Raw genomic sequence first — 13,073 nt, 5'->3', positions numbered from 1 at the left:
CGCCCCGCGCCCCCCCCCCCCCCCCCCCCCCCCCCCCCCCCCCCCCCCCCCCCCCCCCCCCCCCCCCCCCCCCCCCCCCCCCCCCCCCCCCCCCGCCCCCCCCGCGCGCCCCCCCCCCCCCCCCCCCCCCCCCCCCCCCCCCCCCCCCCCCGCGACGTCACTCCGCGATGAGGTCCTCGATCGTGGCCAGCAGGGTCCGCACGGGCACGCCGGTGCCGCCCTTGGGCGTGTAGCCCCACGGGGCGCCGGTGTTGTAGCTCGGCCCCGCGATGTCGATGTGCGCCCACGGCAGGCCGGCCGGCACGAACTCGGCGAGGAAGTGGGCACCGACGAGCATGCCGCCCATCCGGTCGGCGTTGGCGTTGACGAAGTCGGCGACCGGCGAGTCCAGGCCCTTGCGCAGCTCCGCGGGCATCGGCATCGCCCACATCGACTCACCGCTGCGCCGGCTCGCGGCCACGACGGCGTCCCGCAGGTCGTCGCTGCCCATGACGCCGGCGGTGCGCGACCCCAGGGCGACCATCTGGGCGCCGGTGAGGGTCGAGGTCTCCAGCAGGTGGTCGGGGCCGTCCTCGGCGGCGCGGGCGATCGCGTCGGCCAGGACGACGCGGCCCTCGGCGTCGGTGTTGGTGATCTCGGCCTTCTTGCCGTTGCGGAAGGTGACCACGTCGGCCGGCCGGTAGGCGGTACCGCTGGGCAGGTTCTCGGCGATCGGGACGGTCGCGGTCACCTCGACCGGCAGCTCCAGCTCCGCGACCAGGCACACGGTGGCGATCACGGCAGCGGCGCCGGCCATGTCGCTCTTCATGTCCTCCATCTTCAGCGCCGGCTTGATCGACAGCCCGCCGCTGTCGAAGGTGATGCCCTTGCCGACCAGGGCGATCTTCTTGCGCGCCTTCCTGCCCTTGTAGGTCAGGCGCAGCAGGCGCGGCTTGCGCACCGAACCGCCGCCCACGGCGAGGATGCCGCCGTAGCCGCCGGCGGCGAGCTCGTCCTCGTCGAGGACCTCGACGGAGAGCCCGGCGGCCTTCCCGGCGGCGGCGCCGCGGTCGGCGAGCTCGGCCGGGTACAGGTCGTTGGGCGGGGTGTTGACCAGGTCGCGCACCAGCGTCACCGCGTCGGCGACGGCGCGGGCGCGGGCCAGCGGCGCGCGGGCCTCCCCGGCATCCGGCACGACGACGGTGAACTCGCGCGGCGGCGTGGGCCGGTCGGCGGTCAGGCCGGACTTGTAGGCGGTGAACTCGTAGGCGCCCAGCAGGCTGCCCTCACCGACGCCGTGCAGACGCGCCGCGTCGGGGGTGCCGCCCACGGCCGCCAGGAGGGTGACCACCGACCCGCGGCCGCCCAGTGCGCGGCTGGCGGCCCCGGCGGCGCGGCGCACCGCCTCGGTGCCGTACCCGCCGGCCGCCTCGGGGGCGCCCAGACCGACGGCCGCGACGACCGGGAACGGCCCCTGGCCGAGGCTGGCGACCCGCGTGACCTCGTCCTCGCCGCCCTTGGCGCCCAGGTCGACCAGGGCGGGCAGCAGGCGGCCGCCCAGGAGGCGGTCGACGGCCTCCGCGCCGGGCGTGGGCAGCAGGCCGTCGGGCCCCTTGCCGATGCCGACGACGACGGCGTCGGCGGTGAGCTTCTCGAGGGGGCGGTCGGTGGCGGTGATCGTCGGCGGCACCGCTCGATCCTAGAAGGGCACCCTCTCCCTCCACCCCCCGCAGGCCCGGCGCGGGCCCCTGCGAGGAGGCCGCCCGGTCCTGCGACGCGGCCGCGCGGTGCCCGCGGCGGGCGCTAGCGTGCCGTCCGTGACCCCGCGGACCTCGCCCCTGCACGAGCGGCACCTCGCGGCCGGCGCGAAGCTGGCCGACTTCGGCGGCTGGACGATGCCGATCGAGTACGCCGGTGGCGGGGTGCTCGCCGAGCACGCCGCCGTCCGCACCGGGGTGGGGCTGTTCGACGTCTCGCACCTGGGCACGGTCACCGTCCGGGGCCCCGGGGCCGCGGCGTTCGTCGACTCGTGCCTGACCAACGACCTGTCCCGCATCGGGCCGGGGCAGGCGCAGTACACGATGTGCTGCCTGCCCGACGGCGACCCGCGGGCCGGCGGGGTGGTCGACGACCTCATCGTGTACCTGCACGGCGCCGACGACGTCCTGCTGGTGCCCAACGCCGCCAACGCCAGCGAGGTCGTCGCGCGGCTGACCGACGCGGCACCGCCCGGGGTGAGCGTCACCGACCGGCACACCGAGGTCGCCGTCCTCGCCGTGCAGGGGCCGCGCTCGGCGCAGGTCCTGTCCTTCCTCGGCCTGCCCGGCGAGCTGCCCTACATGTCGTTCGTGACCGGCACCGGGGGCGGCCACACCGAGGCGACCGTGTGCCGCACCGGCTACACCGGCGAGCACGGCTACGAGCTGCTCGTGCCGGCCGACGAGGCCGGCGAGCTGTGGGACGTGCTGGTGGACGTGGGGCGGGACGAGGGGCTGCGGCTGTGCGGGCTCGGTGCGCGCGACACCCTGCGCACCGAGATGGGCTACCCGCTGCACGGGCACGAGCTCTCCCCGGACATCACCCCCAGCCAGGCCCGCGCCGGGTGGGCGGTGGGCTGGCGCAAGCCGGCGTTCTGGGGCCGGGAGGCGCTGCTGGCCGAGAAGGAGCGGGGCCCGGCCCGCCTGCTGTGGGGGCTGCGCGCGACCGGCCGGGGCATCCCGCGGCCGGGGATGGCGGTCCTCGACGCCGACGGGGCCCGCGTCGGTGAGGTCACCAGCGGCACGTTCTCGCCGTCCCTGCGGACCGGGATCGCCCTCGCGCTGCTCGACACCGCCGCCGGGGTGGCCGAGGGCGCCGAGCTCGCCGTCGACGTGCGCGGGCGGCCGCAGGCCGTGGAGGTCGTGCGGCCGCCCTTCGTGCCCTCGCACGTGCGCTGAGCGCCCCAGCGCTACCGGTTCTTGCGGGTGGGGTCCTTGTCCTCCTTGGTCGGCTCGGGCTTGTCGGGCAGCGTGTCGGCCACCACGGCGTCGCGCTGACCCATCGGCTGCGGCTCCCCGGAGGTGGTGTCCCGCGCCGTCTGGTGCTCGGCCTCGGCGTTGATCTCCGCGCCGAGCAGCACCAGGTAGCAGGTGAGGTACAGCCACAGCATCAGCACGATGACGCCGGCGATCGCCCCGTAGGTCTCGTTGTAGGACCCGAAGTTGTCGACGTAGAAGCTGAACCCGATGCTGACCAGCGCCCACACGACGGTGACGACGATCGAGCCGAGGCTGACCCACCGCAGCTGCGGGGCGTCACGGTCCGGCGCCACCCGGTAGACCACCGCCAGCCCGCCGGCGAAGACCCCGAGCAGCAACACCCAGCGCACCACCTGGGCGAGCACCGTGCCGACGACGCCGAGCGGGAGGTCCTCGAGCACCGCCGGGACGACGGCGACGAGGGTGAACGCGATCAGCACGAAGACGATCGCGCCGAGGGTCAGCGCGAGGGAGGTGGCCCGCAGCCGGACGAACCCGCGGGTCTCCACCTCGTCGTAGGCCAGGTTCACGGCGGTGATCAGGTTGCCCACGCCGCCGGAGGCGCTCCACAGCGCGGCGAGGATCGAGACGATCAGCCCGACGGTCAGCGCGCCGCCGCTGTTGCTGGTGATCGAGGTCAGCTGCTCGCCCAGGATGTCCTGCGCGCTGTCCGGGAGCTGCGTGGACACCGACTCGATCTGCGCGGTCACCTGCTCGGGAGAGGCGACCAGGCCGTAGATCGAGATGGTGGCGATCAACGCCGGGAAGACCGCCAGGAACCCGAAGAAGGCGACCCCGCCGGCGATGATCGGCATGTTGTCGGCCTTGTTCTCCGCCCAGGCCCGCTTGACGACCTGCTTCCAGCCCCGCAGGGGGATCTGGGTGGGGGAGTCCGCCGTGACGCCCGGCAGCTGCTGCTCACTGGGGGCCCCGGGCGGGGGGCCCCCGCCGTCCGGGTGCGGCGCCCGTCCGGCGGCGGCCTTGGCGGCCGCACGCCGGGCCGCCTTCTCCTCGACGCGCTCCCGGATGCGGTCGACGGCGCTGTCGTGGTGGCGCGTGCCCGACACGTCAGTCGCCCGGCCAGCTGCCGGTCAGCTTGGTGAACCCGCGCGCGCCGGCCCGGTCGATGGCGGCCTTGGTGGCGGCGAAGATGGCGCCCTGCAGCGCCGCGGAGATGATGACCTGCGACATCGGGTACTCGCTCTGCAGCGCGTCCGGGGCGTCGTCCCGGCCGGCCACGCGCTTCCACACCTGCTTGAAGACCGCACCCGACACGGTGCCGGCGAGGATGCCCCCGAGCAGACCGATGGGGCGGTAGGCGAGTTTGGCTCCCTTGCTGCTCACTTCGTCCTCCTCGCGGCCCGGCGGGCCCTCGTCGTCCTGGCGGCCCGGCGGGCTCGCTTCGCGGCCTTCGCCGCCGAGGTGCGGGCGGCCTTCTCGGCGGCGGCCCGGCGGGCGGCCGCGGCCTTCGCCGACCGCTTGGCCTCGCGCGCCGCCACCCGCCGGTACCGGGTGCGGCGGCGCCACACCAGCAGCCCGACGAGCGCGGCCAGGCCCGCGCCGGCGCCCACGACGGCCGGGGGGCTCTCCCGGTAGGTCTCCACGGCGGTGTCGCGCGCGCGGAACGCGCTCTCCTTGGCGCGGGCCGGCACGTCGAGCCGGTGCGACAGCTCGTCGACGGTGCGGCTGAGCTGTTCGCGGGTGGCCTCGATCTCGGCCTTGATCGCGTCGGGGTCCTTCGGGGTGCCGTCGCCGGCCGGGCCGCCGCTGCTGTTGCTGCTCGAGGTGCTCACCGGCGGGCACTCTCCTTCAGCGTCGCGATGTCGGCCTTGGTGCTGGCGATCGCCTCGGTGGGCACCGGCGGGGTCCCCTTCTCCACGTCCTTCTTGCCGACCAGGGCGAGCACGCCCGCGACGAGGAAGAGGACGACGGTGACGACGAGGGCGGCCACCCACGCCGGCAGCGCGAGGTCCAGCAGCAGGATGGCGGTGGCGACCAGGGTGGCCAGGCCCAGGAACGCCAGCAGACCGGCACCGCCGAACAGGCCGGCGCCGGTGCCCAGCCGCTTGGCCTTCTGCGTCATCTCGGCCTGGGCCAGCCGGGCCTCGTCCCGGACGAGCCGGGAGATCTGCTCGGTCAGCTGGCCGACCAGCTGCCCGGTCGAGGCGTCCTCCGGCGCGGGGGGTGGTGCGGGGGCTCGGCTCGCGCCCGCGGTGGGCTGGGTCATCGGTCCTCCGGTCCGGAGAGGGACTGTCGATGACCTCACATGCCCCCGATGATCGCCCGGGTAACCAGGGTCGGGTCACACTCCGGGCACGGCCCCGGTGGCCACTAGCCTCGGCGCCATGAGCTGGTACTGGCGACTGGAGGACCCCTCGGGGGCGGAGGTGGACCCGGCGTCGGTCGGTGTCGAGGTCCCGGAGACCGACAACCAGGGCGACGCCGAGTCGTGGCTGGGTGAGCACTGGCGGGTGCTGCTCGAGCGCGGGGTGGCCACGGTGCGGCTCTTCGACGGCGAGGACGAGGTCTACGGGCCCATGGGGCTGGCCGCGACGTAGCCGGGGCGGTCGACCGGTCGTCCGCCCCGGCCCTCGCTCAGCCGCGGGAGGTCTTGGCGGGGTCCCGCTCGACGACGTCACCGAGGGCCGCGTCGATCCGCCGGAGGACGTCGGCGTCGAGGGTCACCCCGGCGGCCTGGACGTTGTCCTGGACCTGCTCGGGGCGGCTGGCGCCGATGATCGCGGCGGAGACGTTGGGGTTCTGCAGCACCCAGGCCACCGCGAGCTGCGCCATCGACAGGCCGAGGTCCGCGGCGATCGGCCGCAGCTCCTGCACCCGGGTGAGGACGTCGTCGCGGAGGAACCGCTGCATGGAACCGCCGACCTCGGCGTGACCGCCACGGCTGTCGGCCGGGGGCTGCTGGCCCGGCAGGTACTTGCCGGTGAGCACGCCCTGGGCCAGCGGGGACCACACGATCTGCGACAGCCCCTCCTTCTCGGAGGTGGGGACGACCTCGTCCTCGATGACCCGCCACAGCATGGAGTACTGCGGCTGGTTGCTGATCAGCTGGACGCCGAGGTCGCGGGCGAGCGCGGCACCGGCCGCGATCTCCTCGGCCCGCCACTCCGAGACGCCGATGTAGAGCACCTTGCCCGCCCGCACGAGGTCGGCGAAGGCGGTCATCGTCTCCTCGAGCGGCACCGTCGGGTCGTAGCGGTGGGCCTGGTAGAGGTCGACGTAGTCGGTCTGCAGCCGGCGCAGGGAGGCGTGGCAGCTCTCGATGACGTGCTTGCGGGACAGGCCGCGGTCGTTCTGACCCGGGCCGGTGGGCCAGTAGACCTTGGTGAAGACCTCCAGGCCCTCCCGGCGCTGGCCGGCCAGGGCGCGGCCGAGCACGGACTCGGCCTTGGTGCCGGCGTACACGTCGGCGGTGTCGAAGGTGGTGATGCCCGCGTCGAGGGCGGCCCGCACGCAGGCGTGGGCGGCGTCCTCCTCGACCTGGCTGCCGTGGGTGAGCCAGTTGCCGTAGGCGATCGCGGAGATGGTCAGGCCGGAGCGGCCGAGTCGTCGGAATTCCACGGACCCGGACGCTATCGGCCCCCTGCAGGGTCCCGCCGCGAGCCTGCCAGTGGTGGGGGGCAGGGGGCCTTGCTCAGACCTCGGCGCCCAGTGCCACCTCGGGCTTCGGGAACCGCCAGCGGCGGACCATCGTGGACCGGCTGACGCCGTACCAGATGAGCCCACGCATCTTGTGCTCCTGACCGGGGAAGCGCTCGAGCACCGTGCGCTTGATGCGCCGGCCCAGGAAGACGGAGTCGCCGATGATCACGAGGAAGAACAGGAACCACAGGAACACGGTGTAGCTCTGCACCGCCGGGCTGGGGATGAAGTACCCGACGAGCACGAGCGCGGCCACCACGAGGAAGAAGCTGCCGGCGTTGCGTCGCGCGTCGACGACGTCGCGCACGAGCTTGCGCACCGGGCCGCGGTCACGGGCGGGCAGGTAGCTGTCGTCGCCGGCCAGGGCGCCGGCGCGGGCCGCCCCGCGGGTGCTCGCCTGCTGCTCCCGCATCCGCTTGTAGGCCTCCTTGCGGGTGGTCGGCGGCGGCGGGGGAGGCCCGGGACGGCGGCCCTGGGCCTCGCTGCGCTTGGGCGTGGGGCGGCCCTTGCCGCCGGCCTTGACCAGCTGCGCGGTCAGGTCGGCGTCGCTGGCGGGAGCGGCCTCGGCGCGGTCGCGGCGCCCGGGCAGACGGAACTTCACGCCCCCGAGTCTACGTGTGACCTGGCCCGTTCCCCCGCCTCCGCACGGACGGCGGCCGTACAGTGGAAGAGGACCCGCTCCGGCGGTGTTGGCCTGGATCAGGACGTGCCGCTCCAGGCACCCTCGAACGTGGGAGGACTACAGACATGACGGTGCAGGACACCGCAGCGACCGGCGTCGTCCTCAGCGAGCCCGCTGCCGCCAAGGTGAAGGCCCTGCTGGACCAGGAGGGCCGCGACGACCTGCGGCTGCGCATCGCCGTCCAGCCCGGCGGCTGCTCGGGCCTCCGCTACCAGCTCTTCTTCGACGAGCGGTTCCTCGACGGCGACCAGACCTTCGAGTTCGGTGGGGTCGAGGTCATCGTCGACCGGATGAGCACCCCCTACCTCGGCGGCGCGGTCATCGACTTCGTCGACACCATCGAGAAGCAGGGCTTCACGATCGACAACCCCAACGCGCAGGGCTCCTGCGCCTGCGGCGACTCCTTCCACTGAGGAGGGACCCCTGCCCCCACCGCGCGAGCTCGCGGTGGGGCCCGGCAGGGGGCCACACGACAGCGCCCCGGTCCTCCGCGGAGGGCCGGGGCGCTGTCGTGCTCAGAGCTTGACGGGGTAGACCGTCTCCGGGATGACGGGCTTGACCCGCTCCTCGACGAAGATGCCGTGCCAGACCATGAAGACCAGCACCTCCCACACCTGACGTGCGGTGCGCTTGCTCGGCACCTCGGCGTCCCGCAGCCGGTCGAGCAGGGTCAGCACGTGCCCCCGGTCGAGCCACTCGTCGGTCTGGCTCTCGGTGACGATGTCGCGGGCCCACTGGTGCAGCGGCCCGGCGAGGAAGTCCGCCGTCGGCACGGGGAAGCCCAGCTTGCGCCGGTGCAGGATCGACGGCGGCACGATCTGCTCCATCGCCCGCCGCAGCGCGTACTTCGTGGCGTCGCTGCCGCGGGGCACCCGCTGGTCCAGCGGGATGGTGCTGGCCAGCGCGAACACCTCGGGGTCGAGGAAGGGAACCCGCAGCTCCAGCGAGTTGGCCATGGTCATCTTGTCGGCCTTGACCAGGATGTCGCCCCGCAGCCAGGTGAACAGGTCGACGTATTGCATGGCCGTGACGTCGTCGTAGCCGGCCTCGCGGGCGCGCCGGTAGAGGTCCTCGGTCACGGTGACGTGGGACAGGTCGGCGTCGTGCCCCCGCATCAGCCGGGCCAGCTCGGCGCCGGAGAAGTTCCGCGCGTTGCCGTAGTAGCGCTCCTCGAGCGGGATCGAGGCCCGGCGCAGCAGGTCCTTGCCGCGCATCCCCTCGGGCAGCCGGTCGGACAGCGCCGCCATCGCGCGCTTGCCGAACCGCGGGACCCGCTCGGCCCACGCCAGGCTCAGCGGCTCCCGGTAGATGGTGTAGCCGCCGAACAGCTCGTCGGCCCCCTCGCCGGAGAGCACCACCTTCACGTGCTTGCGGGCCTCGCGGGCGACGAAGTACAGGGGCACCAGCGCGGGGTCGGCGACGGGGTCGTCGAGGTACCAGACCACCTCGGGGATGACCTCGGCGAACTGCTCGGCGGTGATCTCCACCGGCACGTGCCGGACGCCGAGGGTCCGCGCGGACTCCGCGGCGATGTCCACCTCCGAGGTGGACTCCCGCTGGAAGCCGACCGTGAAGGTCATGAGGTCGGGGTTGTAGCGGTGGGCGAGGGCGGCGATGGCGGTGGAGTCGATGCCGCTGGAGAGGAACGAGCCGACGGTGACGTCGGCGCGCATGTGCTTGGCCACCGACTCGTCGAGCGCCGCCGCGATCCGGTCGTAGAGCTCCTGCTCCCGGCCCGCCGCCACCGGCTGCGGCCGGAAGGTGGGGTGGAAGTACCGCTGGGTGTGCAGCTCGCCGTCCACCACGGTGAAGCTGGTGCCGCTCTCGATGCGCCGGATGCCGCGGTGCAGGGTCGCCGGCTCCGGCACGTACTGGAGGGTGAGGTAGTGCTGCAGGGAGGCGGGGTCGACCCCGCCGGCGGCGTCGCTGCCGCCGAGCATCTCCAGCACGGCCTTCTTCTCGGAGCTGAAGACCAGGCCCCCGTCGGCCAGGCGCGCGACGAACAGCGGCTTGATGCCGAAGGGGTCGCGGGCGCCGAACGCCGTCCGCGTCCGGGTGTCCCAGATGACGAACGAGAACATCCCGCGCAGCCTGGTGACGACGTCCTGGCCCCACAGGTGGTACCCGGCGACGATCGTCTCGGTGTCGCCGTGCGTGGTCAGCTCGGCGCCGGCGGCGGCCAGCTCCTCGCGCAGCTCCAGGTAGTTGTAGATCTCCCCGTTGAACAGGATCCGGTACCGGTCACCTGCGTAGGGGAGGGGCTGGGGGCTGCCCTCGACGTCGATGATCGACAGCCGGTTGAAGCCCAGGACGACCCGGGAGTCCGCCCAGACGGCGGTGTCGTCCGGACCGCGGTGGTGCAGGCAGTGCAGCGCCTCCTGCACGCCGGAGACGTGGGAGTCGCCGACCCGGTCGGCGTCGGTGGACAGGTAAGCCAGCAGGCCGCACATGAGGCGCAGGTCTCCGGGGGTCGGTTCGTGTCCCGGCTCGCGGAGCCGGGACGGGGTCAGACGCGCTCGCCGGCGCGGGTCTTGCGGGTGGCGATCCGCTCGGCCACGAAGGACAGGATCGGGACGGTGCCCGCGACCAGCACGAGGACGGCGCCCTTGAGGGTCCACCGCGCGCGCAGGGCCAGGTCGCAGGCGACCAGGAAGAAGATGAAGTAGAGCCAGCCGTGCAGGGTGCCGATGACGGCCACCGGCTGGTCGATGTCGGCGGCGTACTTCAGCGGGACGGCGACCAGGACCAGCGCGATCAGCAGCACGCCCACGACCCAGGCCATCACCCGGTAGCGCAGCAGTGCGGCGGGGACGCCCTGCCCGACGCGGCGGGCGAGGGCACGGGGCAGGGTGCTGGTGCGTCCGGTCTGCTCAGCGGCCACGGTCGCTCCGCTGGCCCAGCGCCTTCTCGTTCAGCTCGGCGAGGTAGGCGTTGTAGGCAGCCAGCTCCGGGTCGCCCGTGGTGTCGATGCGCGGCCGCTGGTAGAGAACGACGTCGGCACCCGGCTCGTCGGCGTCGGGGTCCCGGTTCAGCTCCTCGCGGCACATGCGCACGTAGAACCACAGGCCCATGAAGCCGTACAGGGGCCACTGCAGGGCGTAGCTCCAGTTCACCGCACCGCCGCCGGCCTCGGCCTTGGAGAGCTGCCAGTAGCCCAGGAAGAACGTGGCGACGAACAGTGCCGCCACCAGCAGGTGCGCGAGCACCCACCTGGGGGTCAGCAACCGGGTGAACACGGCCTCGACTGTAACCGGCGCGCCCCCGCGGGCGGGGTTCCCGGTGAGGCGGCTCACCTCGCGGGACGGACACCGGGACGCCGATCGCGGGGGTCCCGGCCGCGACCCGCCGGGGCTCCGTCTCCGGTGGTCGGCCGCCGTGCGGGGTCGGCTAGTCTCGCCCCAGACTGTGGTCGGCACAGCAGCCGTCCGCCGGAACCGGTGGGCGGCGTGCCGGAGGACCGCCCGGGAGGTCCGGGCGGAGGACGAGGAGGCAGCGAGCAGTGGCTCGAGGCAGCAGGCTCGCGCGGGTCGCCGCGCTCGGTCTCCTGGGGGCCGTCACCCTCACCGGGTGCACGCCCAACAACGAGTTCTGGCGCTGGGGGTGGCCCGACGGGATCACCGACGAGGCCTACGCGATGCGCGACCTGTGGATCTGGTCGGTCATCGCGGCGCTGCTCGTCGGCATCGGCGTGTGGGCCCTGATCCTGTGGTCGGTGGTGCGTCACCGGAAGCGCTCGGAGGAGCTGCCGAAGCAGACGGCGTACAACCTGCCGTTGGAGATCGTCTACACGATCATCCCGTTCCTCATCATCGCCGGCCTGTTCTTCTTCACCGTGGTGACGCAGAACAAGGTCATGGACCGCAGCGAGGACCCCGACACCACCATCGCGGTCAACGCCTTCAAGTGGAACTGGCAGTTCGTCTACCCCGAGACCACGGGCGCCGACGGTGAACCGGTGAACACCGTGGGCACCAGCGAGGAGATCCCGATCCTCGTCGTCCCGACCGACGAGACGGTGCGGTTCGAGGTGGCCTCCGCCGACGTCATCCACTCGTTCTGGGTGCCCGAGTTCCTGTTCAAGCTCGACGTCATCCCCGGCAACGAGAACGACCGCGACAACGTCTTCGAGGTGACCGTCCGCGAGGAGGGCGCCTTCGTCGGCCGCTGCGCCGAGCTGTGCGGGACCTACCACGCGTACATGAACTTCGAGGTCCGCGCGGTCACCCCGGACGACTACGACGACTACCTGGCCGCCCGTGAGTCGGGGCTGAGCACCTTCGACGCCCTGGAGAGCATCGGCCAGCCCGGGGACCCGCAGACCACGCAGGCCTGGGACCTCGTCGACGACGCCCAGCGGGCCGATGGCTGACATGCGGTCCCACCTGGTCTCCACCACCCAGCAGGAGGAACGGCCGTGAAGGTCGAAGCGCTCATCTTCAACGCCATCGGGGTCTTCTGCATCGTGATGGCGGTCGTCTACGGGGTGTGGTCCCGTGAGCCGATCGGCACGACGGCCCTGGTGCTCTCCGGCGGGCTCACCTTCCTCATCGGTGGGTTCTTCTGGTTCGTCTCCCGCCGTATCGACGCCCGCCCCGAGGACCGCAAGGACGCCGACATCGCCGACGGCGCCGGCGAGCTCGGGTTCTTCCCGGCTGCCAGCTACTGGCCGCTGGGGATCGCCCTGTCGGCCGCCCTCATGGGTGTGGCCCTGGCCTTCTTCTACCCGTGGCTGATCCTCATCGCCGGTGCCGCGCTCCTGGTCACCATCGGCGGTCTGGTCTTCGAGTTCTACGTGGGGCAGAACGCACACAGCTGAGCCGTCCGGCTGCTCGAGAGGGCCCCTCCCCGCCACTGCGGGGAGGGGCCCTCGTCGTTCCCCGGGTGCCACAGGGCCCCTGCCGGCCGCCGCGACGGGCGGCTGTCCCCTGGAACGGTCGTGCGGACGCCGTGGGGCCGTCGCCGGCCGTGGGCCCGGTGTCGCGGTGGCGTGACACGCCCGTCGTCCCGGTCGTCGGTCCGGCTCCGTCGGGCCGGGTCCGTCGGGACGACGAGGACGGCCGATCCCGGCGTGGGCCGGCACGCGCGGCCCGGCGAGGAGCCACCGGCCGGCCATGGACGGTCCAGGCGCGGCGCTGAGGCCGGGGGAAGGCGCACAGCGGCTCCCGCGGCACCTGGTCACCGTCCAGGCGGGAGGGCCCGCTCGGAGGCGGGGAGCAGGGCAGACGGTGCCGGCTGAGGCGTGGATCCGGTCCAGCCGGGTGTCGCCGGCAGGCGGTACGGGCGCCGAGCGCTCCGCCGGCGGCGGCACGGCCGCTCGTCGCGCGACGGTCCGGATAGGGCATCGGTGGCGGCCGAGCAGCTCGGGTGTGCGGTGGGGCGTGCCGTCGGAGGCCCATGGGCGCGTCGGCCGGCGCGGGCAGCAGCTCCCCGTCCCCCAGCACCGGGGAGGGGAGCGGGGCGCCGGTGCCGTCCTGGCCCGCGCGGCGCGGTCGGCGGTACCGGCAGGGTGGGTGACCAGCGGCCGCGGCGCCGACGGCGTCCGCGCCCGTCCCACTGCCATCGGTGTGTCGGGGCCGGCTCGCCGGTGGGCCTCAGCGGGGGCGGGCGCCGACAGACGAGTGGGGGGGGGGGGGGGGGGGGGGGGGGGGGGGGGGGGGGGGGGGGGGGGGGGGGGGGGGGGGGGGGGGGGGGGGGGGGGGGGGGGGGGGGGGGGGGGGGCGTGTCGGGTCTCCGGT

The 13,073-nt window shown here is 74.0% G+C and carries 15 protein-coding genes; 5 read left to right on the top strand and 10 right to left on the bottom strand.

The genetic code is table 11. From position 1 onward, the window contains the following. Nucleotides 1-157 precede the first annotated feature (157 nt). A complete protein-coding gene (locus ACI79E_RS22055; protein ID WP_456934722.1) occupies nt 158-1,669 on the bottom strand; it encodes a leucyl aminopeptidase in 1,512 nt (503 codons plus the stop codon). A gap of 127 nt (nt 1,670-1,796) precedes the next feature. On the opposite strand from ACI79E_RS22055, the gene gcvT reads away from it, so the two are divergent. Then, nucleotides 1,797-2,915 (top strand): glycine cleavage system aminomethyltransferase GcvT, encoded by a 1,119-nt coding sequence (gene gcvT / locus ACI79E_RS22050; protein WP_456934721.1) that lies wholly within the window; start codon nt 1,797-1,799, stop codon nt 2,913-2,915. Nucleotides 2,916-2,926: 11 nt separating this feature from the next. On the opposite strand, the gene ACI79E_RS22045 is transcribed toward gcvT, so the two are convergent. Genes ACI79E_RS22045 through ACI79E_RS22030 form a run of 4 tightly spaced genes read right to left on the bottom strand, consistent with a single transcriptional unit; the run spans nt 2,927 to nt 5,223 of the window. Beyond that, nucleotides 2,927-4,063: a YihY/virulence factor BrkB family protein gene (locus ACI79E_RS22045; RefSeq protein ID WP_456934720.1), complete on the bottom strand. Its 1,137-nt coding sequence runs from the start codon at nt 4,061-4,063 to the stop codon at nt 2,927-2,929. 1 nt (nt 4,064) lies between these two features. Beyond that, on the bottom strand, nt 4,065-4,340 hold the full coding sequence (locus ACI79E_RS22040; RefSeq protein WP_456934719.1) for a DUF4235 domain-containing protein: 276 nt from the start codon (nt 4,338-4,340) through the stop codon (nt 4,065-4,067). Further along, nucleotides 4,337-4,789, bottom strand: coding sequence for a DUF3618 domain-containing protein (locus tag ACI79E_RS22035; RefSeq protein WP_456934718.1), 453 nt, complete (start codon nt 4,787-4,789; stop codon nt 4,337-4,339). The genes ACI79E_RS22040 and ACI79E_RS22035 overlap by 4 nt, the downstream gene beginning before the upstream one ends. After that, complete coding sequence (locus tag ACI79E_RS22030; RefSeq protein WP_456934717.1) at nt 4,786-5,223, bottom strand: phage holin family protein; 438 nt, start codon at nt 5,221-5,223, stop codon at nt 4,786-4,788. The genes ACI79E_RS22035 and ACI79E_RS22030 overlap by 4 nt, the downstream gene beginning before the upstream one ends. A gap of 118 nt (nt 5,224-5,341) precedes the next feature. On the opposite strand from ACI79E_RS22030, the gene ACI79E_RS22025 reads away from it, so the two are divergent. After that, nucleotides 5,342-5,554, top strand: a complete 213-nt coding sequence (locus ACI79E_RS22025) for a hypothetical protein (RefSeq protein ID WP_456925766.1) — start codon at nt 5,342-5,344, stop codon at nt 5,552-5,554. A 37-nt stretch (nt 5,555-5,591) separates the two neighbouring features. Here ACI79E_RS22025 and ACI79E_RS22020 read toward each other — a convergent pair whose 3' ends face one another. Both ACI79E_RS22020 and ACI79E_RS22015 read right to left on the bottom strand, forming a co-directional pair. Continuing rightward, nucleotides 5,592-6,575, bottom strand: coding sequence for an aldo/keto reductase family protein (locus ACI79E_RS22020; protein WP_456934716.1), 984 nt, complete (start codon nt 6,573-6,575; stop codon nt 5,592-5,594). A 73-nt stretch (nt 6,576-6,648) separates the two neighbouring features. Next, complete coding sequence (locus ACI79E_RS22015) at nt 6,649-7,257, bottom strand: DUF3043 domain-containing protein (RefSeq protein ID WP_456934715.1); 609 nt, start codon at nt 7,255-7,257, stop codon at nt 6,649-6,651. A 146-nt stretch (nt 7,258-7,403) separates the two neighbouring features. Between ACI79E_RS22015 and ACI79E_RS22010 the strand changes: the two genes are divergently transcribed. Further along, nucleotides 7,404-7,751, top strand: coding sequence for a HesB/IscA family protein (locus ACI79E_RS22010; RefSeq protein ID WP_456852290.1), 348 nt, complete (start codon nt 7,404-7,406; stop codon nt 7,749-7,751). A 102-nt stretch (nt 7,752-7,853) separates the two neighbouring features. On the opposite strand, the gene asnB is transcribed toward ACI79E_RS22010, so the two are convergent. From asnB to ACI79E_RS21995, 3 genes are read right to left on the bottom strand one after another with little or no spacing between them, the layout of a single operon-like run. After that, nucleotides 7,854-9,788, bottom strand: a complete 1,935-nt coding sequence (gene asnB / locus ACI79E_RS22005; RefSeq protein ID WP_456934714.1) for an asparagine synthase (glutamine-hydrolyzing) — start codon at nt 9,786-9,788, stop codon at nt 7,854-7,856. A 56-nt stretch (nt 9,789-9,844) separates the two neighbouring features. Further along, the gene (locus ACI79E_RS22000) at nt 9,845-10,219 is read right to left on the bottom strand and encodes a DUF3817 domain-containing protein (protein ID WP_456934713.1); all 375 of its coding nucleotides are present in this window, start codon (nt 10,217-10,219) and stop codon (nt 9,845-9,847) included. Next, nucleotides 10,209-10,574: a metalloprotease gene (locus ACI79E_RS21995; RefSeq protein WP_456934712.1), complete on the bottom strand. Its 366-nt coding sequence runs from the start codon at nt 10,572-10,574 to the stop codon at nt 10,209-10,211. The genes ACI79E_RS22000 and ACI79E_RS21995 overlap by 11 nt, the downstream gene beginning before the upstream one ends. A gap of 263 nt (nt 10,575-10,837) precedes the next feature. On the opposite strand from ACI79E_RS21995, the gene ctaC reads away from it, so the two are divergent. Together ctaC and ACI79E_RS21985 are read left to right on the top strand one after the other, a co-directional pair. Then, nucleotides 10,838-11,707, top strand: coding sequence for an aa3-type cytochrome oxidase subunit II (gene ctaC, locus ACI79E_RS21990; RefSeq protein ID WP_456934711.1), 870 nt, complete (start codon nt 10,838-10,840; stop codon nt 11,705-11,707). A 45-nt stretch (nt 11,708-11,752) separates the two neighbouring features. After that, nucleotides 11,753-12,154 (top strand): cytochrome c oxidase subunit 4, encoded by a 402-nt coding sequence (locus ACI79E_RS21985; protein WP_456934710.1) that lies wholly within the window; start codon nt 11,753-11,755, stop codon nt 12,152-12,154. Nucleotides 12,155-13,073: the final 919 nt, after the last annotated feature.

Source organism: Geodermatophilus sp. SYSU D00079 (genome assembly GCF_054050635.1).
The sequence above is the reverse complement of the archived record's forward strand: the minus strand, read 5'-3'. Positions and strand labels throughout refer to the sequence as shown.